The sequence below is a fragment of the Bradyrhizobium sp. USDA 4474 genome (assembly GCF_054057515.1).
Window position 1 is genome coordinate 2,355,633 of sequence record NZ_JBSRZJ010000002.1, and the last position, 21,064, is coordinate 2,376,696.

Genomic DNA, 21,064 nt, shown 5'->3' on the forward strand with positions numbered 1-21,064 from the left:
GCCGGGGTGGGGTGAAGCCGCGGAAAGAAAATCGCCGGTGCGCCGCGTGGAGAGATCACCCCACCCCGCCGCACCTGGCGGGTGCGTCGACCCTCCCCCTCCGGGGGAGGGTCAGAACTTAGGCCGCCTTGGCGAGCGTGGCCTTGGTCTCGGCGAAAGCCCAGTCGATCCACTGCGTCAGCAGCTCGACGTCCTTGGCCTCGACGGTGGCGCCGCACCAGATGCGCAGGCCGGCCGGCGCATCGCGATAATATGCGAAGTCGTAGCCGGCGCCTTCCTTCTCGACCAGCGCGACCAGCTTCTTGGAGAACTCCGCCTGCGCGTCGTCCGAGAGCGAGGTGATCGCGGGGTCGGTGAACTTCAGGCACACCGAGGTGTTGGATCGGATCGCGGCATCCTTGGCCAGGAAGTCGATCCAGGGCGTCTTCGCCTTCCAGTCGGCCAGCACCTTGGTGTTGGCGTCGGCACGCGCGATCAGCGCCTTGAGGCCACCGATCGACTTGGCCCAGTTCAGCGCGTCGAGATAATCCTCGACGCAGAGCATCGACGGCGTGTTGATGGTCTCGCCGACGAAGATGCCTTCGTTGATCTTGCCGCCCTTGGTCATGCGGAAGATTTTCGGCAACGGCCACGCCGGCTTGTAGGTCTCGAGGCGTTCCACCGCGCGGGGCGACAGGATCAGCATGCCGTGCGCGGCTTCGCCACCGAGCGCCTTCTGCCAGGAGAAGGTGACGACATCGAGTTTTGCAAAATCGAGCGGCTGCGCGAAGGCGGCAGACGTCGCGTCGCAGATCGTGAGACCTTCGCGGGTCGCGCTGATCCAGTCGGCGTTCGGAACGCGCACGCCTGAGGTGGTACCGTTCCAGGTAAAGATGACGTCGCTCGCAGGGTCCACCTTGGAGAGATCAGGGATCTCGCCGTATCCAGCGTTGAGCTTGGTGACGTCCTTGAGCTTCAATTCCTTGACGATGTCGCTGACCCAGCCTTCGCCGAAGGATTCCCAGGCCAGCGTGGTGACGGGCCGCGCACCGAGCAGCGACCACAGCGCCATCTCGACCGCGCCGGTGTCGGACGCCGGCACGATGCCGATGCGGTAATCGGCGGGCACTTCAAGCACTTCGCGGGTCAGGTCGATCGCGAGCTTGAGCTTGGTCTTGCCGACCTTCGCGCGATGCGAACGGCCGAGCGCTGCGTCCTTGAGATTTTGGGCGTTCCAGCCGGGGCGCTTGGCGCAGGGGCCGGAGGAGAAATGCGGCACGTTCGGCCGCGAAGCGGGCTTCGCTACAGTCATCGTCTACCCTTCCAGATAGTAAGCCTCCCGTTGGGGGGAGGTGTCCCGCCGCGGCTGATACGGGAATCGGGAAGAGCAGTCAAGGAAGTTCCGGCGCTTCACCCTGGCGTGATGGCTCCGCCGGCACGACACCGGGGGACGCGACGGGCGCGAGCGCGTTCAGTAAGTCCGTGGCCTCGCTGATCAATTGCGCGGCGCGGCGGCGGCTGCCGACTTTCAAAATGCATTTGTCATCGGCCTGCACGACGTAATCGTTGCCGACCTTGATCATGGAATAGCTTGTCATCGAAATCCCCGAACCGACCCGAGCCCGGTGTGAGACGCTGCCGTAGCACCCTTCGTTCCCCAATCAACGTGAACGACGAACGGGTAGTTTATCAGCCCTTAAGATGAACGAACGCGCGATCGGATTTCGTTGATCGCGCAACGGCTGCCACGGGCTGCATCAAAACCGCACAGTCATGCCGGCGTGGCTCAACGCAAATCCAAGGCGCTTGTAGAAGCGCTGCGCATCCACGCGGCTCGAATGCGTCAGCAATTCGACCAGGTTGCAGCCGCGTGCTTTCGCTTCCGTCACGGCCCATTGCACCAATTGCTCGCCGATGCCGCGGCTGCGGCAATCGGTGGCAACGCGGACATCCTCGAGCAGACCGCGAATGCCGCCTTGCGAGCTGATGCCTGCGAGCACCGCGAGTTGCAGGCAGCCAACCACCCTGCCTTCGCTCTCCGCAACCACGAGCGTGAGATTGGCATCGCGCTCGACCCGCTCGAAGGCCTGGTAGTAGACGGCAGGCAGGGGATCCTCGACCCGCTCGCGGGCGCGGCCGAGATGATCGTCGGCGAGCATAGCCACGATCGCCGGAACATCCTCGCGGCGCGCGGGACGAATGAACACGGACTTGTCGCTCATGCGGAAAACTCCGGGCTAAACGCAAGGGGCTCAACGCGCCGGCGGCAGGCCAAGACAGGCCTCGGCTTCTGCAATCCAGCGCCGGATGGCGGCGTAACGGCCGAGATCGAAGCCACCTTCATGCGCCAGGCGCGTATAAGCGAGCAGCGAGACGTCGGCGAGCGAAACCGCATCACCGATGAAGAAGCGACTCGTTCCGAGATGCTGCTCCATGCGCTCGAGCGCCGCATGACCGCGCTTGACCTTGTCAGGGTCGAGCTCGGAAGCATCCTTGCCGAGATACACCAGTTGGAAGCGGCACACCGCGATATAGGGTTCGTGGCTGTACTGCTCCCAGAACAGCCACTCGTCCATTTTGGCAGCGACAAAGGCGTCGCGCGGAACAAGCGCACTGTCGCGGGCGAGATAGCGGATGATGGCGTTGGACTGCGCCAGCGTGCGGCCGTCGTCGAAAGCCACGGTCGGCACCTGGCCGGCGCCGTTCATCTTCAGGAACTGCGGCGTGCGCGTCTCGCCCTTGCGGGTGTCGATCTCGATCCAGCGATAGGGCAATGCGAGATGATCGCACACCCACTTCACCTTCAGGCAATTGCCCGAATTGCTGTCGCCGTAAATCCGCATCGCGCCGCCCCATGCCGGGCGACAGAGCATCAGGACGTAACCGGCCTGTCAACCGCGACGCGGGGAAGCCGCGCCTAGAACTTGTAGCCGAGGCCGGCACGAACGGTGTTGATGCTGGTGTCGACCTGGGAGGTGAAGCGAATGTATTCCCACTCCGCCCGCATGAAGAGACCGCCAACCAGGTTGACGTCCATGCCGAGACCGGCCGTATAGCCGTAGATCAGGTGGTTATGCTGGGTATCGTTCGCCGACAGCGGCTGCAGCGGCGTAAAAAAAACTCCGTCGGTGCTGACCGCATCGGTGACGTGAACCGACCGCGAGATGTCGGCCTTGCCGAGGGCGAGCCCGCCGAATACGTAGGGCAGGAAACAGCCCCAGGAATAAGCCGCGCGTCCACGGAACGTCGCCATGTCCGAGATCGCGATCGCGGCCGAGGACGTTACCGCAACGTCGTGAAAGGAGCCGTCGGAAAGCTTGCTTCCGCTGACGAGCTCCTTGAACGCATTGGATGAGCCGCCAAAAGAGCCGTGCAGATAGCTCATTTCGAGACCGTAGACGACGTCTTCCCACTGCTCGTTATACCCGAAGAAGGCACCATAGCCGCTGGCGCGGCTCGATTGCTTGCCGAGCCCGAGATTCCATTGCGAGACCTGCATCTGCTCGATCACGTTATGGTCGAGCAAGGCGGCAAGCATGTTGGCGTTCGTGCCACTGAAGCTTTCGTCCGAGGCTCCATAGCCGCCCTGGGCACCGGCATAGAAGCCCTGCCAGATGACGTTGGAGTTGCTCAGTCCGTCGGTCAGCGCGCCGCGCAGGACGGGGAGATCCGGCATATCGGCCGCGTGTGCGACGGATACCGATCCCAAAATCGCCGCTGCCAACAAAAGCCTACGCATTGCAACGCTCCATTGAACTCGAACTCTCCGTGATCATGGCCCGTTAACCTTAACCAATGGTTGCGCCTGGGGCTTTCGTCGCCGCCAGGCCATGAAAAATGCGCAAAGCGAAAACGGCGCGGGATGATCCCGCGCCGTTAAGACAGATTAACCGATGAGGCTTGCGATCAGCCCTTGGTGACGAGCGGCGGCGGCGCGTAGACCGGCGGGCTGTTGAGATCCCAGCGCACGCCGAGCTTCACATCGTGCGAGGTGATGTCGTTGAATTTGAACGTGTTGCCCCGGGTGAAGCCCGTGAAGTCTGAAATGGCGCCAGTGGTGCCGCTTCCGAGATCAACGTAGCTGTAGGCCAATTCGAGGGTCATGCTCTGGCTAACCTTGTAGGCCAGACCGGCGTGGGCTGCCCAGGCGAAATTCCACTTGGACCCGCTCGCTGCGGTCGCGTAGCTCGGAAATGCTCCGTTGGTAACGGTCGGGCCCGCTGCGACAAACGGCGAAACGGCACCGGTGTCGGTGAAGTTTGAAATATTGACGCGCGCTGCGCCGACGCCAGCACCGATGAACGGGGTGATACACCACCACGTGCCCAGGTCGACATAGGCGTTGGCCAGGAAAAGCAATTCCGATTTGCTGGCGCTGTAGTTATCGATTCCGGAGTAACCTACGCCGTAGGCGGAAGCCTGGAAGACATCCGAGCCTTTGAAGTTGGAATTGCCGCGGTATTGACCGGTAAAATCCGTGCGGAACCAGCTGTTGACCCGATAGCCGACGCCGAGGCCGTAGATTCCCGCCGCGTCGAAACCTGTCGTCTCGTTGAGCGAACTGACCTGGGAGTAAGCTGCGGGATCGGACTTCCTGATGTTCTTCACGCTCTGATTGCTGAAGCCGATGTCGCCACGCAGATACCAGCCGCCGAAGTCGGCGGGCGGGGGCGGCGCGTACATGGGGGGCGGAGCCGCGATCGGCATATCGGCGGCGAATGCCATCGACGAGATCAGTGATGCCGCACCCGCGGCAAGGAGAGACTTAACGCTACGCATTGGCTTCGTCCTTATGGCCGGTGAGGCTCAATACGAGCGCCTCACGTTCTGGAAACTCACGGGCCGGACGATGGCACCAAACTCTTAAGCGCCACTTAACCCTAATTTTTAAGGTTGATTTTTTCTCTACCTGCACGCGGATGCCGCGCAAGCGTTGCAAAAATGCGGCGCTTGCACGCCGCAATTGCTAACGATTGGTGAAGCCGCGTGGCGGCAAGGGAGGAACTGTTAACGCGCGTGCCGTGGCAGTTTTGGCAGGAACACGGCAAGCAGGCCGATCGCCGGCAGGTAGGCGCAGACCTGATAGACGAACTCGATCGACGTATGGTCGGCGACCTTGCCGAGCACGGCCGCCCCCAGGCCGCCGATGCCGAACGCGACGCCGAAGAACACGCCGGAGATCATGCCGAAGCGATGCGGCACCAGTTCCTGCGCGAACACGATGATCGACGACGTCGTCGAGGAGATGATGAGGCCGATGATCACCGACAGCACTGCGCTTGCATAGAGCCCGGCATGGGGCAGCGCCAGCGTGAACGGCAGCGCGCCGAGAATCGAAATCCAGATCACGATCTTGCGGCCGAAGCGATCGCCGAGCGGTCCGCCCAGGAACGCGCCGACCGCGTTGGCCGCCAGGAAAATGAAGAGGTAGATCTGCGCCGCCTGCGTCGACACGCCGAAGCGGTCGATCAGATAGAAGATGTAGTAGCTCGACAGGCTCGAGACGTAGAGCTGTTTCGAGAACAGCAGCGCCACCAGCACGAGAAGCGCAACAGCGACGCGGCGCGAGCTCGGGGCATCAGGATGGGCCTGAACCGCCGCCGTCTTCCTGGCCTTGATCTGCGGTTCGTACCAGCGGCCGATGCGCCAGAGGATGATGATGGCAAGGCCCGCGATCGAAGAGAACCAGGCGATGCTGCCTTGACCGAACGGCACGACGATGAGGGCTGCGAGCACCGGCCCCATCGAGGTACCGAAACTGCCGCCGAGCTGGAACACCGATTGCGCGAAGCCATAACGCCCCCCGGAGGCAAGCCGTGCGATACGGGCGGATTCGGGATGGAACACCGCGGAGCCGAGACCGACCAGCGCAGCCGCGATCAGGATGATGAGATATTGGTGCGCGGCGCTGAGCAGCAGCAGGCCGAAGAAGGTCGAGGCCATCCCGATCGACAGCGAGTAAGGCTGCGCCTTCTTGTCGGTGTAGTGGCCGACCACCGGCTGCAGCAGCGACGCCGTGAACTGGAACGCCAGCGTGATCATGCCGATCTGCGCGAAGTCGAGCGCGTAGGTGTCCTTCAGGATCGGATACACCGAGGCGATCAGCGACTGCATGGTATCGTTGAGGAAGTGCGAGAAGCTGATGCCGGCGAGCACGACATAGGCCGGCCCCGCGGCCGCCTTGGCGGCAGGCGCGACGTCGCTGACGACGACGGGCTCGGTGAGCGTTTCCTCTGAGACGACGACAGGCTTGTTCAATGCAGCATCCCGGCGCGGCAGATTGCCGCGACCTCACAGGTACGATGCTGGCGGCAGCCGATCCACCGCCAATCGCAAATGGCTGGGATGCGCGATGGAGCTCCGGCGTTCACCTCTCCCCGCTGGAGAGAGGTGAAGAACCGCGTACGCGGAAACCGGTGTGCCTCAAGCCGCAGCCTGCCCCAGCGCGGAGACGATGGTGTCGACGACGTCCTCGACCAGGATGCGGTCCTCGCCCTCGCCCATGACGCGGATCACGGGCTCGGTGCCCGACGAGCGGATCAACAGACGGCCATGGCCGTTGAGCCGCTTCTCGCCGTCCGAGATCGCCGACTTGACATCGGAATCATCGAGCGGCTTGCCGCCCTTGTGACGGACGTTCTTGAGGATCTGCGGCAGCGGATCGAAGCGATGGCAGACCTCCGACACCGGCCGGCGCAGCTTCTGCACGACCGCGAGCACCTGAAGCGCGGCAACGAAGCCGTCGCCTGTCGTGGCGTAGTCGGACAGGATAATGTGGCCGGACTGCTCGCCGCCGAGATTGTAGCCGCCGTTCAGCATCTGCTCGAGCACGTAGCGGTCGCCGACCGGCGTGCGCACGAGATCGAGACCCTGCCCTTTCAGGAAGCGCTCGAGGCCGAGATTGGACATCACGGTGGCTACGATGCCCGGACGCGAGAGGCGGCCGTCTTCCTTCCAGCTCTGCGCGATCACGGCCAGCAGCTGGTCGCCGTCGACGACATGGCCGCGCTCGTCGACCAGGATGACGCGGTCGGCGTCACCGTCGAGCGCGATGCCGATGTCGGCGCGCATCTCGCGCACCTTCTTCGACAGCGCTTCCGGCGAGGTCGAGCCGCAATCCTTGTTGATGTTGAAGCCGTCGGGCTCGACGCCGATCGGCACGACGTCGGCGCCCAATTCCCACAGGGCTTCCGGCACCACCCTGTAGGCAGCGCCGTTCGCGCAATCGACCACGACGCGCAGGCCGTCGAGCGAGAGATCGCGCGGCAGCGTGCGCTTGGCGAATTCGATGTAACGATCATGCACGCCGTCGATACGGCGGGCGCGGCCCAGGCTCGCACTTTGCGCGAGCCGCTTCTCGATCGGCTCGTCGAGCAGCTGCTCGATCTGCTTCTCGACATCGTCCGAGAGCTTGAAGCCCTGGGGGCCGAACAGCTTGATGCCGTTATCCTCGAACAGATTGTGCGAGGCCGAGATCATGACGCCGAGATCGGCGCGCATCGACTTGGTCAGCATCGCCACCGCCGGCGTCGGCATCGGCCCGACCAGCAGCACGTCCATGCCGACCGAGGTGAAGCCCGCGACCATCGCGTATTCGATCATGTAACCGGACAAACGGGTGTCCTTGCCGATCACGACCCGGTGGCGGTGATCACCGCGCTGAAACGCAAGGCCCGCGGCCTGGCCGACCTTGAGCGCGAGCTCCGGCGTGATCAGTCCGTTGGCGCGGCCCCTGATACCGTCCGTCCCGAAATATTTGCGGCTCATATCGTCCCCCACGCAACAACCAGGGATCCCCAAGACAAGCTGCGGCTGCCCTGGCGGGCCCCGCATCCCTGATTTGCTGGGCGTGTTATAGAGCCATCGGGGCTAATTTGGTTTCAAAAAATGTGATTAATCATTACGGGGCCAGGAGCCGCCATCGCCCCTGCAACCCATTGTTAACACTATGTATCATGGCTGGAACGCTGGAACGAGAGGGAACCGCCCCTAGTCCGTCCGCTTTACATGACCATCCGCGCGGCTTGGCGCCGGCTGGGTCACGTTGACGGGATCGGAGCCCGGAAAGGTCTCTTCCAGACCCTCCTCCAGCGCATCCTCGAGGTCCTGCTTTTCCTTGATCTCTTCCGGTGAAGGTCCGGCGTGCGGCTTGGTCATGACGCCCTCTCGCAAACGATTTGGCTGTGCATCCAACCATGCTAGATGACCCCTCGATCTTCCGATGCAAGACGCCTGGGACAAGACGGGCTGGGGAACGTTCATGAAGCACATCACCTGTATCGACGATCTTCGCGCGCTGCATAAACGCCGCGTGCCGAAGGCGTTCTTCGACTATTGCGACCGCGGCTCCTATTCCGAGGAAACGCTGCGCGCCAACCGCGAGGACCTGCAGGCGATCAAGTTCCGCCAGCGCATCCTGGTCGACGTCTCCAAGCGCGACACCTCGACCACGATCCTCGGCGAGCCCTCGACGATGCCGCTGATCCTGGCGCCGGTCGGCCTGCTCGGCATGCAGCATGGCGATGGCGAGATTCACGCCTGCCGCGCGGCGCAGGCCGCCGGCATCCCGTTCACCCAATCGACGATGTCGATCTGCTCGATCGAGGATATCGCCGCCGCCGTCGACAAGCCGTTCTGGTTCCAGCTCTACGTGATGAAGGACCGCGGCTTCATCAAGGATCTGGTCCAGCGCGCGATCGCCGCGAAGTGCAGCGCACTGGTGCTGACGGTCGACTTGCAGGTGATCGGCCAGCGCCACGCCGACATCAAGAACGGCATGACCATTCCCCCGGAATGGTCGCTGTCGAAGTTCTTCGATTTCGCGACCAAACCGGCCTGGGTCTCCGGTGTGCTGCAGGGCAAGCGCCGCACCTTCGGCAATATCGCGGGCCATGTGAAGAACACCGAGGACCTCAACCGGCTCGCCGAATGGACCGCCTCTCAGTTCGACACCTCCTTGAACTGGAAGGACGTCGAGTGGATCCGGAGCATCTGGCCGGGCAAGCTCATCATCAAGGGCATTTTGGACGTCGAGGACGCCGAGGAAGCGGCCAAGACCGGCGCCCAGGCGCTGGTGGTCTCGAACCATGGCGGCCGCCAGCTCGACGGTGCGCCGTCCTCGATCGAGGTGCTGCCGGAGATCGTCGACACCGTCGGTGAGAAGATGGAGATCATGTTCGACGGCGGCATCCGTTCCGGCCAGGACGTGATGCGCGCGCTCGCGCTCGGCGCAAAGTCCTGCATGATCGGCCGCGCCTATGCCTATGGCCTGGGTGCCGGCGGCCAGGCCGGCGTGGCGAAGGCGATCGACATCATCCAGAAAGAGCTGCTGACCACGATGGGCCTGTGCGGCGTCAACAGGATCGACGAGATCGACGAGCACATCATCGCGGAGGCACCGTAACGTGTCGGAGGGTGCGCAAGGCGTCAGCGCGCCCACCGCCTCCTCGGGACTTGCGGCGATCAGACGCGGCAACCCCGCCCGACCGCCGCTAGTCCGGCGTACGTCGATCACATCGGCGGGGTCAGGCCGTCACGGCCGACGCTGACGCGGTTGGTCTCGAACGAGCCATCGGGCAACTGCTTCATGAAGGCGATGATCTTGGCGCCGGCCTTCAGCTCGGACTTGTCGCCAGGCACGAAGGTCACGACCGGCGTCATATCGGAAACGAACACCTTCTTCTCGCCGTCCTTGTACTTCACCAGCAGCGTATGGCCGTCATTGCCGACCACGCTCTCCGACACCGTGGCATTGGTCATGCTCGAGTTCGGCTTGAGATCGTAGGGCCGCGAGCCCTCGCCGGTGCCGCGCATGCTCTCCGGAAACACGTGAACCTCGAGGGCGTTGTTGCCGCCGCCAGGCCCCGGCACGGTGGTGGCGCCGACGAAAGAGCCGACCTTGATGTCGGCGAGCGAAATCTTGGCGACGCCGGCGATGCGCGCGTCGGAAGCGATACGCAGCTTGACGTCCTCGCCGGAGCGCGACTTGACCTGCATCGTGTCGCCATCGACGCTCTCGATCGTGCCGCGCACGCGGGTCGGCACCGGCGCCTTTTGCGCGACGGCGGCAAGGGTGGAAGCAGCCACCATCGCAACAGCGATGAGCGGGCGTGTGAAACTGGCACGTTGGATCGTCATTGATGTCTCCGGATAGTCCCCACGGAGGTAGAACGCCGGAGACGGCGCACTATTCGCTCAAGTCTTTGTGAGATCGGCCTCGACCAGCGCGCGCAACTCGGCTGTCACCAGTGGCCGCTGGCCGAACCACAGTTCGAAGCCGCGCACGGCCTGGTGCAGGAGCATGCCGAGCCCGTCGGCGGTCCTCAACCCGCGGGCGCCGGCGGCCGCGAGCAGCGGCGTCACCAGGGGGACGTAGACGAGGTCGGCGACCACGGCGTCAGACGGCAGGCGGGCCACATCGACCTCGAGCGCGCCCTGGCCGTGCATGCCAAGCGAGGTCGTGTTCACGAGAAGTTTTGCGCGCGCCAGGACCTCGTTGATCCCGTCCCACGACAGCGGAAGCACCTTCGGCCCGAACTGCGCGGCCAGCGCCTCGGCCCGCGCCGGCGTGCGGTTGGCGAGATGAACGCGCGTGAAGCCACGTTCGAGCAAGCCGAACACGACCGCGCGCGAGGCGCCGCCGGCTCCCAGCACCAGTGCCTCGTCGGCCGCGTCCCAAAGGCGCGCGCTGGCGTCGAGATTGCCGAGAAAGCCCTCGACGTCAGTGTTCGTGGAACGCAGCTCACCATCGGCAAACCACAATGTGTTGGCCGCGCCCACGGCCCTGGCACGCCCGTCCGGGCTCGACAGCGCCATCACGCCTTCCTTGTGCGGGATGGTGACATTGGCGCCGACGAAGCCGCGCAACGACAGCCGCAGGACGAAATCCCTGAGGTCCTCGGGCGGAACAGCCTCGATGACGTAGCCGCCTTCGATGCCGAGCGTACGCAGCCAGTAACGATGGATCAGCGGCGAGCGCGAATGCGCGGCCGGCCATCCGATCAAGCAGGCCGCTGGAGCCTTGGTCACGTTCATCCTTTGCCTCGGGTCAAGTTCGAGCGCGATCCATTTCGCGTCCGGCCGGCCCTGTCAAGCAGGCGGGGCTATGCCGTGGCTTCGGTCGCGCCCGAGGCTGCCTTGATATCCGCGACCGCGCGCTCGATGGTCTGACGATAACGCGCGCGTCGCGGGCTCACTCCGTGCGTCAGCAATGCGCGGCGGACCGTGGGCGAAGCCCCCGTGATGAACAGCCGGATGCCCTGGCGCTGGGCCTTGGCTGCGACGCGCCCCAACACATTCGCCGCGGTGGAGTCCAGGAACGGCACCGCCGCGAAATCGACGACGAGCGCCTTGCGCCTGTCCGCGACGCCCTCGAGCACGCCTCCGATGGCCGAAGCCGCGCCGAAGAAGAACGCGCCGGTGATGCGGTAGACCAGCACGTCGGGGTCGACCGCGAGTGCGGAATCGTAAGGCACGCGCTCGCCATTGCCATCGTCGGCGCGGTCGGCCACCACCAGCGGCGACCGCTGCTCGATGCCGGTCATCTCTGCCATGCGATGGATGAACAGCACCGCACCGAGCGCGAAGCCGACCAAGATGCCTTCGGTCAGGTCGCGGAAGATGGTCAGCAGGAAGGTTGCGAGCAGCACGATTGCATCGCCCCGGGAGGAACGCAGCAGCGTCGCGAATTCGTGCTTCTCCGCCATGGTCCAGGACACCACGACGAGAACGGCGGCGAGCGCGGCCAGCGGGATATAGCTCGCAAGCGGTGCTGCGATCAGCATGAACAGCAGCAGAAAGAGCGAGTGCAGCATGCCCGCGAGCGGGCCGCGGGCGCCGGCGCGGATATTGGTCGCGGTGCGCGCGATCAGCCCGGTGACGCAGATGCCGCCGAACAGCGCGGCGCCGATATTGGCGGCACCTTGCGCCACCAGCTCGCAATTGGAGCGATGGCGGCGGCCCGTCATGCCGTCGGCCACCACCGCCGACAACAGCGATTCGATGGCCGCGAGCAGCGCGAACGAGATCGCATCCGGCAGCACCGCCGCCGCCTTCGCGAGTGAGAACGCCGGCAGCGCCGGTGACGGCAATTCGCGGGGAATGCCGCCGAAGCGGCTACCGATGGTTTCGATCGGCAGCGACAGCACAGCCGACGCGACCGCCGCGAGCACGACCGCGATCAGGATTCCGGGCCAGGACGGCCGCCAGCGCCGCAGGCCGGCGATGACAGCGATGCTGACGACAGCGACGCCGAGCGCAGATGGATTGACGGTGTGCAGACCACCCGCGAGCGCGACGAGCTTTGGCACGAACTCGCTGGGTTCTTTTCCGGCGAGCGTGATGCCAGCGAGATCGCGCAGCTGGCTCGCAAAGATGATGATGGCGATGCCGGCCGTGAAGCCGATGGTCACCGGATAGGGAATGAACTTGATGTAGGTCCCGATGCGCAACAGGCCCGCGGCGATCAGGACCATGCCGGCCATCAGGGTGGCGAGGATGACGCCGTCGACGCCGTGGCGCTCCGCTGTCACCGCGACCAGCACGATGAAGGCGCCCGCGGGCCCGCCGATCTGAAACCGGCTGCCGCCGAGCAGCGACACGATGAAGCCGCCGACAACGGCCGTATAAAGGCCGCGATCCGGCGTCACGCCCGATGCGATCGCGATGGCCATCGACAGCGGCAGCGCGACGATGGCGACGGTCAGCCCTGCGAACACGTCGGCGCGGAAATCCGCGAAGCCATAGCCTTCGCGCCAGACGGTGACGAGTTTCGGCAGATAGAGTTCGGCGAAAGTCGGCCGACGCAACTGACGCAGTTCGCCTGCGTGATCGCTCGTGATGCTCATGTCGGCAAAGTGCTCCGCTGGCCCCACAATGCTTCGGCGCATCGTGCAGCGCGCGCGACGATGCGTTAGTCCATCTTGATCGCGGGCACGATCATCGCGATCATGCCCCCACGCGACGCGGCGGCCCCGGCTCCTTCAGGCGAACGCCGCGTCCGCCGCTGTCGCTGCGGGCCTGTTCGCCGATCAACTCGACGCCGGCCCGGTCGAACGCCTCGACGACCCTCATCAGGGTCTCGACCACGCCGCGCACATTGCCGGTCGAGGCCTCCATCCGCTGGATTGTCGGCAACGACACGCCGGCAAGCTCGGCCAGGGTTTTCTGATCAATGCCGAGCAGCGCACGGGCCGCCCGCATCTGGAATGACGTGATCACCTTAGCCTCACGTACCAGCTACTATAAGTGATATTTTACGCGTATACAATGATGTAAAATACATCATGTTGAAGGCGAATGCAAGCCTCTCCTCATTGCGAGCGAAGCAATCCAGGAATCCGTTCGCGGAAAGACCCTGGATTGCTTCGCTTCACTGGCAATGACGGGTGGTCAGATCATCGCTCCCCGCTCTCCCTCTCCCGTGAAACAGAGAGAGAGAGAGAGAGAGAGAGAGAGACGGGCTCCTGACCAATCACGCCGCGTGCTGATGCGCGGCGATGATCTGGTCGGCGGCACGGCCGGTCACCTCGGCCATGTGGTCGAACTGACGGGTGAAGCTGCCGGCGCCTGCCGTGGCCGAACGCAGCTCGACGATGAGCTCGCCGATCTCGGCTTCCGGCATCATGGCACGGACGCTATCCCAGCCACTCCAGCCGTCGCGGGTGTCGAAACCGAGGATCTGGCCGCGCCGCGCCGACAGGATCGCATTGATCTTGGCGGTGGCATCGGTCGGACAGACGATCTCGACGACGTGGATCGGCTCCAGCAATACCGACTGGCATTGCGGCAGGCCTTCGTTGAGCCCGATCCGCGCCGCCGTACGGAAGGCGAGATCGGAGGAATCGACGCTGTGATAGGAGCCGTCGGTCAGCGTCACCTGCACATCGGTCACGGGGAAACCGAGCGGGCCGCGCGCGAGCCCGTCGACCACACCCTCTTCCACCGCACCGATATAATTGCGTGGCACCGCGCCGCCGACGACCGTCTCGGCGAACTTGAAGCCCTCGCCGCGCGGCAGCGGCTTGATCTCGAGCACGACGTCGCCGAACTGACCATGACCGCCGGACTGCTTCTTGTGACGGCCGCGCTGGGTGATCGACTTGCGGACGGTCTCCTGGTACCCGATCGCGGGCGGATGCGAGGAGATCTTGACGCCGAAGCGATCGCGCAACCGCTCGCTGGCGACGCGCAAGTGCATCTCGCCCTGCCCCCACAGCACGGTGTCGTGAGTCTGGGCATTCTGCACGACGATGAGCGAGGGATCCTCTTCGTGCAGCCGCATCAACGACTGACCGAGCTTGACGTCGTCCTTGCGGTCGGTGGCCGCAACCGACATGGCGAGCACCGGTGGCGTCGGCTCCGACGCCGTGAGTGCAGCCGGCGCGGTCTTGCCGCTCGACACGGTGTCGCCCGTCTTGACGGGATCGAGCTTGGCCAGCGCCACGGTGTCACCGGCTTCGGCCGAGGTCCGCTTGCTGTCGTAAGCGCCGCTCACCGCGAGGATGCCGGAGATACGGCTCGTTGCACCGGAGGAGGATTGCAGCGTGGCACCGTCGTCGAGATGGCCGGAGAGCAGCCGCGTCAGCGACAGCTTTCCTCCGTGCTGCGAGTGCAGCGTCTTGAACACGAAGCCGAGCGCGTCCTTGGTCTCGGGCGCGCCGAGACGTTTTGCGGTCTCCGCGATTCCCGGCGCCTCGTGGCGCAGCGCCTTCATCAGGCGCAGCACGCCGTTTTCGCGCGCGGCGGCACCGAGCAGCACGGGACAGATCAGCCCTTCGCGCAATTCGCGGGCAAGATCGTCGAACACCGCATCACGCGGCGGCTGGATGTCCTCGAGCAGTTGCTCCATCAGCGCATCGTCGTGATCGGCGAGCTTCTCCAGCATCGAGAAGCGCGCTTCCTTCTCCCGATCGAGATTGCCTCCGTCGAGCGCGACCACTTCGGAGGCCCTGTGCTCGCGATAAATGAACGCACGTTCCAGTGCGAGATCGACAAAGCCTTCGATCAGCTCGTTTTTCCAGATCGGGATCTGGCGCAGCACCAGCGGCACGCGCGAAGCGGGCTGGAGCATCGCGAGCGTCTCACGGATGCGCTCGTTGGCGCGGTCGATCTTGTTCAGGAACAGGAAACGCGGAATCTTCAGCTCCTCCAGCTCGCGCAGGATGATCTGCAGCTGCGGCAGCTTCTTCTCGTCGGCCTCGCAGACCACGATGGCGGCGTCGACCGCGGGCAAAGCGGCGCGCATGTCGTGGGCGAACTCAACGGACCCGGGACAATCCAGGAAAGTGTAGCTGTCGCCCATGAAGTTCGTGCTCGCGGCAGTGAGCCCGACGGTCATCTTGTGCTGACGCGCCTCGGGCGTGGCGTCGCCGACGGACGTTCCGGCATCGACACTGCCGGCGCGGGGGATTGCGCCCGTACGCGCCAGGATCGCTTCGAGAAGTGTGGTTTTACCTGCTTGGAAAGGGCCCACCAGCGCAATGCACCGTGGACCTCGGGGACTTCTGACGTCTTGTCCCATTCGCCGCCTCCTTGGTGTGGAGCTCGGCCCATGATTGGGTCGGCAAGCGCAGATGCTCTGCCCCTCCCCGAGATTTGGCAAGCATCAAACGTCGCTGCGGTGCGTCGTCAGTTCGATTAGGTCCTGACTGTTGGCGTTCCCCCTTTCCCCAGTTGGGAGACGTGAAAGCGGCACCGCCATTGACGCGTCTCAGCGACCCGGACGCAGTTCCAGGCTTTCGAGTCCGGCCGCGACGTTGAGGCCGACCTGGCCCTGCACGCTGAGCGGCTGGAGCGCGATCGAATTGTTGGAGCCGCCGACCAACACGTTTCCACCGAGGCCGACCCCGACCGAGGCGCTGCCCTGCGCGCCCGCGTAATTGCCGGAGAGATCGCCGGGGCCGAGCCGGTTGACCGGCGCGAACACGCCCCAGGCCAGCGTGGTTTCCTGGGTGATGCCGATGTCGAGGCCCACTTTGCGGATTGTCGCGACATAGCGGTCTTCAGGCAGGCCGTCGGCGCGCAGCACGCAGCCGAGATTGGTCACCGATCCCACCACGAAGCCGATGCTGGCACCGCCGCGGCATTCGAGCACCCCGACCTGCACCAAGCGCGACTGAGCGCTGGCGCTCGCGATGGAGGCAACGAGGCTCGCGGCAGCGAGCCCGGCGAGGAGGAATGAGCGGCGCATGAATGTCTCCGGCGATGAATGTGATGCAGGCAAAGAGGCACGGCAGGCGGCCGCACCGGCGTTCTATGCCACAAGTGGCGTGAGCGTGCCAGATCGCTCGAATGTGAAGGAAAAAGGGCCCACATCAGGCGGGCCCTTCCGTATCGGATCGTTACTTCAGGCTCAGCGCAGATTGCCGCAGAAGCGCTGGATACGCTTGCAGGCGTCTTCGAGGTCGGAGGTCTTGGTCGCGTAGGAGATGCGGAAGGCCGGGCCGAGGCCGAAGGCCGAACCCTGCACGACGGCGACGCCTTCGGTTTCCAGGAGCTCGGTGACGAACTGCTCATCGTTCGAGATCACGTTCCCCGACGGCGCCTTCTTGCCGATCGTGCCGGCGCAGGACGGGTAGACGTAGAACGCACCTTCGGGACGCGGGCACTCGATGCCGTTGGCCTGGTTGAGCATGGAGACGACGAGATCGCGACGCTCCTTGAACACCTTGTTGTTGGCCGCGATGAAGTCCTGCGGACCGTTCAGCGCTTCCACCGACGCCCACTGCGAGATCGAGGACGGGTTCGAGGTCGATTGCGACTGGATGGTCGACATCGCCTTGATCAGATGCGCAGGACCACCGGCGTAGCCGATACGCCAGCCGGTCATGCAATAGGCCTTCGACACGCCGTTCACGGTGAGCGTGCGGTCGTAGAGGCTGGGCTCGACCTGCGCGACGGTGGTGAACTGGAAGTCGTCGTAGACGAGATGCTCGTACATGTCGTCGGTCATCACCCAGACATGCGGATGCTTGACCAACACGTCGGTGAGCGCCTTCAGCTCGGCCCTGGTGTAGGCGGCGCCGGTCGGGTTCGACGGCGAGCACAGGATGACCCATTTGGTCTTCGGCGTGATCGCGCGATCGAGCGCCGCGGCCTGCAGCTTGAATCCGTCAGCGGCGGTGCAGACCACCGGCACCGGCTCGCCGCCGGCGAGCGCTACCATTTCAGGATAGCTGACCCAATAGGGCGCCGGGATGATCACCTCGTCGCCCGGGTTGATGGTCGCCATCAGCGCGTTGTAGAGCACCTGCTTGCCGCCGGTGCCGACGATGATCTGGTTCGGCTTGTAGGCGACACCGTTCTCGCGCTGAAACTTCGCGATGATCGCGTCCTTCAGCTCGGGAATGCCGTCCACCGCGGTGTACTTGGTCTTGCCTGATTCGATGGCGTGGATCGCCGCCAGCTTGATGTTGGCCGGCGTGTCGAAATCGGGCTCGCCGGCACCGAGGCCGATGACGTTGCGGCCCGCCGCTTTCAGCGCGCGTGCTTTATCCGTGACCGCGATGGTCGCGGACGGCTTCACACGGTCGAGCGCAGCGGCAAGGAAGGACATCGTCATCTCCTGACAAGCGTCGTGAACCCTTTGCTCACGACTCCAATTGTGGGAATGAAGACACCCTAAAACGTGTGCCGCAGCACCGCAAGAAACTTCGGCCCGATCTCGGAAAAGTTTATGGGACCTCAGCGTTTCAAGCTCGATTTCCCGCAATTTTCCGCAACTTTACCGGGCAAACCCCTCATATCCGGCAAGGCTTGTCCTCGGAGCAATCGTGCGTGTGCCATGAGCCGTCATGCCCGGGCTCTTGTCCCGGACATCCACGTTCTGCGCGTCGCGCGGCAAGGCGTGGATGGCCGGGCCATAGCCGAGCGGAAGCGACGCCGTCCTTCGGACGGCTTTGCCCGGCCATGACGATGTGGCGACTTCAGCGTACTCTACGCACGACCGCGCGACGCGATGAGTTCTGCATGTTGACGCAAGCGTGATCTGATTTGCAGCGTCGCACGAACATGATCTTTCCTGGAGTTGCAGTGCGGTAGAGTTTTCCAGTTTTTCTATTGAGCGGCCCTTGCGGCGGATTCGCATCGGCATCATTGTTTAGCCGCGATGCGGGACAACAAGCACCGCACCTCCCTGATCCCGGAATCGAACTCCCAGAATGTACAAGCTCTATTCGATGCAGCGCTCGGGCAACAGCTACAAGGTCCGCCTTGCGCTGGCGCTGTTGAACCAGCCTTACGAAGCGGTCGAGGTGGACATTCTGCGCGGCGAGAGCCGCACGCCTGACTTCCTGACCAAGAACCCGTCCGGTCAGGTGCCGCTGCTCGAGGTCGGCGACAACCGCTTCCTTGCCGAGTCGAATGCCATCCTCTGGTACGTTGCCGTCGGCACGCCGCTCGCACCGGAGAACCGCATCGATCGCGCCGAGGCGCTGCAGTGGATGTTCTTCGAGCAGCACGCGCTCGAGCCGAATATCGGTGCCGCCTATTTCTGGCTGTCGCTGGTCAAGGGTGGGCGCGACCTCCAGACCCACGCTCTGGAGGACTGGATGGAGCGCGGCTACGGCGCGCTCCAGGTGATGGAGAACCATCTCAAGGCCAATGCCTACTTCGCCGCGCGCCAGCTCACCGTCGCCGACATCGCGCTGTACGGCTACACCCACCTCGCCGACCGTTGCGACTTCGATCTCGCGCCGTTCCCGGCGATCCGGGACTGGCTGAAGCGCGTCGAGGCTGCCCCCGGCTTCGTGGCGATGGACTGGCGTCCCGCCGACATCGACAACCCCGCCAGCATCGCGGCGGGGGCTTAAATCCGGTGCAGCGTTAAGAAATAGCGGGCATTGCGTTAACCTTTGCCCCAATCCTGCCGTTTTCGACGCGATCGCTGCCCCAATATTGCCGGTTGAAATTGTGACGTTATGAGGCGTCGCGGGTGATTCGCTCGCACGTTGAAGGATTTGGACCCATGATGCGGGCGTCCGGCACGGTCGGCTTTCAGGGCCACACCGATACCGTCGCGTCTTCCCGGCTGACCAGCGCGGTCGCGGCATCGCTCGCCGTCGCCGCCCTCTCGCTGTGCCTGATCGTCACCCTCACGGTGCTGTCGACCAAGGCGAGCATGGCGATGGGCCTGCCGGTCTGATCCCGGTTTCATTCTGGATCGCCTTCAAGGTGCCGCGCGGCCCGCCGCCTATGGCATCCCGATGGGACACCGATGAAATCGCCCGTGGTCATCGTTGCAATCACCCTGACTGCGGCCATCCTGGTCGCGGCCTCGCTGTTGATTTTCGTCGGCACCCGCAAGGGCCCGGGAACGTCGACATGGAACGCGCCCGCCGCGCAACAGCGCATCATGCACGCCCATTTGGTCTAAAATCATCCGAAAGCTTTGGGCCCGCTCGCAAGCGCCCGTTAAGCGCAACAAGCGAATCCGGATTGCGCTCGCGCAACCATGGGTCAGTGTAATCGCCTTCTCGTTCAGGGAGGAACGAGCCAGGCCATGCGGTTCGAATGGCGTACCATATGCGGTCCCGTGCTGACGGTAGTGATCGCACTGCTGGCGACCCCATTCGATCGTCATGCGCTCATGCTCGCACCGCTGTTCGTCTGCATCGTGGCGTTGGCCGCTTCGCTCTCAGGCTTGGCGTCGGCGCTTGCCAGCGCCACCATCGCCGTGATCGGCACGCTGTTGCTGTCGCTCGGCGATCGTTCAACGCCGGGCATGACCGCGACCGATCTCGCTCAGCTCGCGCTGCTCGCGCTCACGACCGGCGGCACCGCCGCAATCACCGGGCTGATGCGCGAACGCCTGCTCGCTGCTTTCGCCGCCGAGCGGCACAACCACGCCAGTGCGGCACGCTTGTCGGCCGCACTCGACCAGGTCGATATCGGCATCGTGCTGCTCGACGGCGAGACCCGCGCCGAATTCATCAACCGCGCCTTCCGTGACTATTTCGCGCTGCCGGACGAAAAGGCCGACGACAAGCCGCCCTTCATCGCGCTGATGTATCACGGCCGGGACACCGACGCGTTCGATCTGCCGGAGGATGAGCTGGGTCTCTTCATCGCGCAGCGGATGGAGATGGTGCGAATCGGCGATGCCACGCCGATCAACATCGCCTTGCGCAATGGCGAGGTGCTGCGCTTCGTGTGCACCGCGCTGCCCGACGGCGGCCGCATGCTGAGCTATACGCCCGTCACCGACCTCGTGCGCCACACCGACGCGCCGGCGCGCGCCGACTATTATCGCTCGCTGCGCGATCCCCAGGGGCGCAAGCTGATCCGCCATCTTCGGCCGGCGGAGTGATGCGACGCCATTGATCGACGGACCCATCATCACGTATGAAGGCGCAGCATCGATCCACGGATTTCCCAGATGTCGCTCGCCATTCGCTCCGTCACCCGGCAGGACTACGATCAATGGCTGCCGCTGTGGGACGGCTACAATGCCTTCTACGGCCGCTCCGGCCCGACCGCGCTGGCGCCCGAAATCACACGCATGACCTGGCAGCGCTTCTTCGATGCCTATGAGCCGGTGCATGCGCTGGTCGCCGAGAGCGACGGCAAGCTGCTCGGGCTGACGCATTACCTGTTCCATCGCAGCACCACCGCGATCGAGCCGTCGTGCTATCTGCAAGACCTGTTCACGAACGAGGCTTCGCGCGGCAAGGGCGTCGCCTCGGCACTGATCTACGGCGTCTACGAGCGCGCCAGGCTCGCGGGCGCGCCGCGCGTCTACTGGCAGACCCATGAGACCAACACCACGGCACAGAGCCTCTACGACAAGGTCGCGGAACGCTCCGGCTTCATCGTCTACCGCAAGCTGTTCTGATCCTCACCACACCTGTGGATAAGTCCTGCTGTCACCGGCGCGTAACACACCGGGGTTAGGTTGCATGTGCGTCTGATCTGGCCCCCCCGTCACCGATCAAGCGCCTCAGGCGGTCCCCGTCAGTCGCCGCGTCTGACAGGGGCCGCATTTTTTTGCCTGCAATTCCGTGGCGGCATGGCTGCAACGCAGGCAAGTGCTTGCCGCTGTGTCGCAGCGCGGTCACAATGGCCGCCGGCTCTCCTTTGACAGGACCTG

The 21,064-nt window shown here is 64.4% G+C and carries 22 protein-coding genes; 6 read left to right on the forward strand and 16 right to left on the reverse strand.

The features are described 5' to 3' along the window. Positions 1 to 118: 118 nt before the first annotated feature. The 9 genes from ACVW16_RS12875 to ACVW16_RS12915 all read right to left on the reverse strand — a co-directional run bounded on the left by ACVW16_RS12875 (position 119) and on the right by ACVW16_RS12915 (position 8,136). Positions 119 to 1,291: a phosphoserine transaminase gene (locus ACVW16_RS12875; protein ID WP_456737310.1), complete on the reverse strand. Its 1,173-nt coding sequence runs from the start codon at positions 1,289 to 1,291 to the stop codon at positions 119 to 121. A 79-nt stretch (positions 1,292 to 1,370) separates the two neighbouring features. After that, a complete protein-coding gene (locus ACVW16_RS12880; RefSeq protein WP_456749039.1) occupies positions 1,371 to 1,562 on the reverse strand; it encodes a hypothetical protein in 192 nt (63 codons plus the stop codon). A gap of 174 nt (positions 1,563 to 1,736) precedes the next feature. Further along, positions 1,737 to 2,201, reverse strand: coding sequence for an N-acetyltransferase family protein (locus tag ACVW16_RS12885; RefSeq protein WP_456699575.1), 465 nt, complete (start codon positions 2,199 to 2,201; stop codon positions 1,737 to 1,739). Between the two features lie 30 nt (positions 2,202 to 2,231). Further along, positions 2,232 to 2,822: a glutathione S-transferase family protein gene (locus ACVW16_RS12890; RefSeq protein WP_456737308.1), complete on the reverse strand. Its 591-nt coding sequence runs from the start codon at positions 2,820 to 2,822 to the stop codon at positions 2,232 to 2,234. 74 nt (positions 2,823 to 2,896) lie between these two features. Further along, the gene (locus ACVW16_RS12895) at positions 2,897 to 3,718 is read right to left on the reverse strand and encodes an outer membrane protein (protein ID WP_456737307.1); all 822 of its coding nucleotides are present in this window, start codon (positions 3,716 to 3,718) and stop codon (positions 2,897 to 2,899) included. A 167-nt stretch (positions 3,719 to 3,885) separates the two neighbouring features. After that, positions 3,886 to 4,758: an outer membrane protein gene (locus tag ACVW16_RS12900; RefSeq protein ID WP_456737306.1), complete on the reverse strand. Its 873-nt coding sequence runs from the start codon at positions 4,756 to 4,758 to the stop codon at positions 3,886 to 3,888. Between the two features lie 228 nt (positions 4,759 to 4,986). Continuing rightward, complete coding sequence (locus tag ACVW16_RS12905) at positions 4,987 to 6,237, reverse strand: MFS transporter (RefSeq protein WP_456699579.1); 1,251 nt, start codon at positions 6,235 to 6,237, stop codon at positions 4,987 to 4,989. A 165-nt stretch (positions 6,238 to 6,402) separates the two neighbouring features. After that, positions 6,403 to 7,746 carry a phosphoglucosamine mutase gene (gene glmM / locus ACVW16_RS12910; protein ID WP_456699580.1) on the reverse strand — a complete coding sequence of 448 codons (1,344 nt, stop codon included), beginning with the start codon at positions 7,744 to 7,746 and terminating at the stop codon, positions 6,403 to 6,405. A gap of 222 nt (positions 7,747 to 7,968) precedes the next feature. Continuing rightward, positions 7,969 to 8,136: a hypothetical protein gene (locus tag ACVW16_RS12915; protein WP_456699581.1), complete on the reverse strand. Its 168-nt coding sequence runs from the start codon at positions 8,134 to 8,136 to the stop codon at positions 7,969 to 7,971. A 103-nt stretch (positions 8,137 to 8,239) separates the two neighbouring features. On the opposite strand from ACVW16_RS12915, the gene ACVW16_RS12920 reads away from it, so the two are divergent. Continuing rightward, positions 8,240 to 9,382: an alpha-hydroxy acid oxidase gene (locus ACVW16_RS12920; RefSeq protein ID WP_456705087.1), complete on the forward strand. Its 1,143-nt coding sequence runs from the start codon at positions 8,240 to 8,242 to the stop codon at positions 9,380 to 9,382. A gap of 107 nt (positions 9,383 to 9,489) precedes the next feature. Here the strand turns inward: ACVW16_RS12920 and ACVW16_RS12925 are convergent, their stop codons facing one another. The 7 genes from ACVW16_RS12925 to ACVW16_RS12955 all read right to left on the reverse strand — a co-directional run bounded on the left by ACVW16_RS12925 (position 9,490) and on the right by ACVW16_RS12955 (position 17,533). Next, on the reverse strand, positions 9,490 to 10,116 hold the full coding sequence (locus ACVW16_RS12925) for a hypothetical protein (RefSeq protein ID WP_456737305.1): 627 nt from the start codon (positions 10,114 to 10,116) through the stop codon (positions 9,490 to 9,492). A gap of 57 nt (positions 10,117 to 10,173) precedes the next feature. Further along, entirely contained in the window at positions 10,174 to 11,013 is an 840-nt protein-coding gene (locus ACVW16_RS12930) for a shikimate dehydrogenase (protein WP_456737304.1), read from the reverse strand. A 68-nt stretch (positions 11,014 to 11,081) separates the two neighbouring features. After that, positions 11,082 to 12,824: a SulP family inorganic anion transporter gene (locus ACVW16_RS12935; protein ID WP_456737303.1), complete on the reverse strand. Its 1,743-nt coding sequence runs from the start codon at positions 12,822 to 12,824 to the stop codon at positions 11,082 to 11,084. Between the two features lie 100 nt (positions 12,825 to 12,924). Further along, positions 12,925 to 13,197, reverse strand: coding sequence for a helix-turn-helix domain-containing protein (locus tag ACVW16_RS12940; RefSeq protein WP_018647504.1), 273 nt, complete (start codon positions 13,195 to 13,197; stop codon positions 12,925 to 12,927). A 253-nt stretch (positions 13,198 to 13,450) separates the two neighbouring features. After that, positions 13,451 to 15,499 carry an elongation factor G gene (locus ACVW16_RS12945; RefSeq protein ID WP_456737302.1) on the reverse strand — a complete coding sequence of 683 codons (2,049 nt, stop codon included), beginning with the start codon at positions 15,497 to 15,499 and terminating at the stop codon, positions 13,451 to 13,453. Between the two features lie 189 nt (positions 15,500 to 15,688). Further along, the gene (locus tag ACVW16_RS12950; RefSeq protein ID WP_456699586.1) at positions 15,689 to 16,168 is read right to left on the reverse strand and encodes a DUF992 domain-containing protein; all 480 of its coding nucleotides are present in this window, start codon (positions 16,166 to 16,168) and stop codon (positions 15,689 to 15,691) included. A 162-nt stretch (positions 16,169 to 16,330) separates the two neighbouring features. After that, positions 16,331 to 17,533 carry a pyridoxal phosphate-dependent aminotransferase gene (locus ACVW16_RS12955; protein WP_456699587.1) on the reverse strand — a complete coding sequence of 401 codons (1,203 nt, stop codon included), beginning with the start codon at positions 17,531 to 17,533 and terminating at the stop codon, positions 16,331 to 16,333. A 604-nt stretch (positions 17,534 to 18,137) separates the two neighbouring features. Here ACVW16_RS12955 and ACVW16_RS12960 point away from each other — a divergent pair. The 5 genes from ACVW16_RS12960 (at position 18,138) to ACVW16_RS12980 (ending at position 20,809) form a co-directional block, all read left to right on the forward strand. After that, the gene (locus ACVW16_RS12960) at positions 18,138 to 18,788 is read left to right on the forward strand and encodes a glutathione S-transferase family protein (protein WP_456699588.1); all 651 of its coding nucleotides are present in this window, start codon (positions 18,138 to 18,140) and stop codon (positions 18,786 to 18,788) included. A 155-nt stretch (positions 18,789 to 18,943) separates the two neighbouring features. Next, complete coding sequence (locus ACVW16_RS12965; protein WP_456699589.1) at positions 18,944 to 19,120, forward strand: hypothetical protein; 177 nt, start codon at positions 18,944 to 18,946, stop codon at positions 19,118 to 19,120. Positions 19,121 to 19,192: 72 nt separating this feature from the next. After that, on the forward strand, positions 19,193 to 19,351 hold the full coding sequence (locus ACVW16_RS12970; RefSeq protein WP_456699590.1) for a hypothetical protein: 159 nt from the start codon (positions 19,193 to 19,195) through the stop codon (positions 19,349 to 19,351). Between the two features lie 126 nt (positions 19,352 to 19,477). Further along, positions 19,478 to 20,284, forward strand: a complete 807-nt coding sequence (locus tag ACVW16_RS12975) for a PAS-domain containing protein (protein ID WP_456737301.1) — start codon at positions 19,478 to 19,480, stop codon at positions 20,282 to 20,284. Positions 20,285 to 20,353: 69 nt separating this feature from the next. Continuing rightward, on the forward strand, positions 20,354 to 20,809 hold the full coding sequence (locus ACVW16_RS12980; RefSeq protein WP_456737300.1) for an N-acetyltransferase family protein: 456 nt from the start codon (positions 20,354 to 20,356) through the stop codon (positions 20,807 to 20,809). Positions 20,810 to 21,064: the final 255 nt, after the last annotated feature.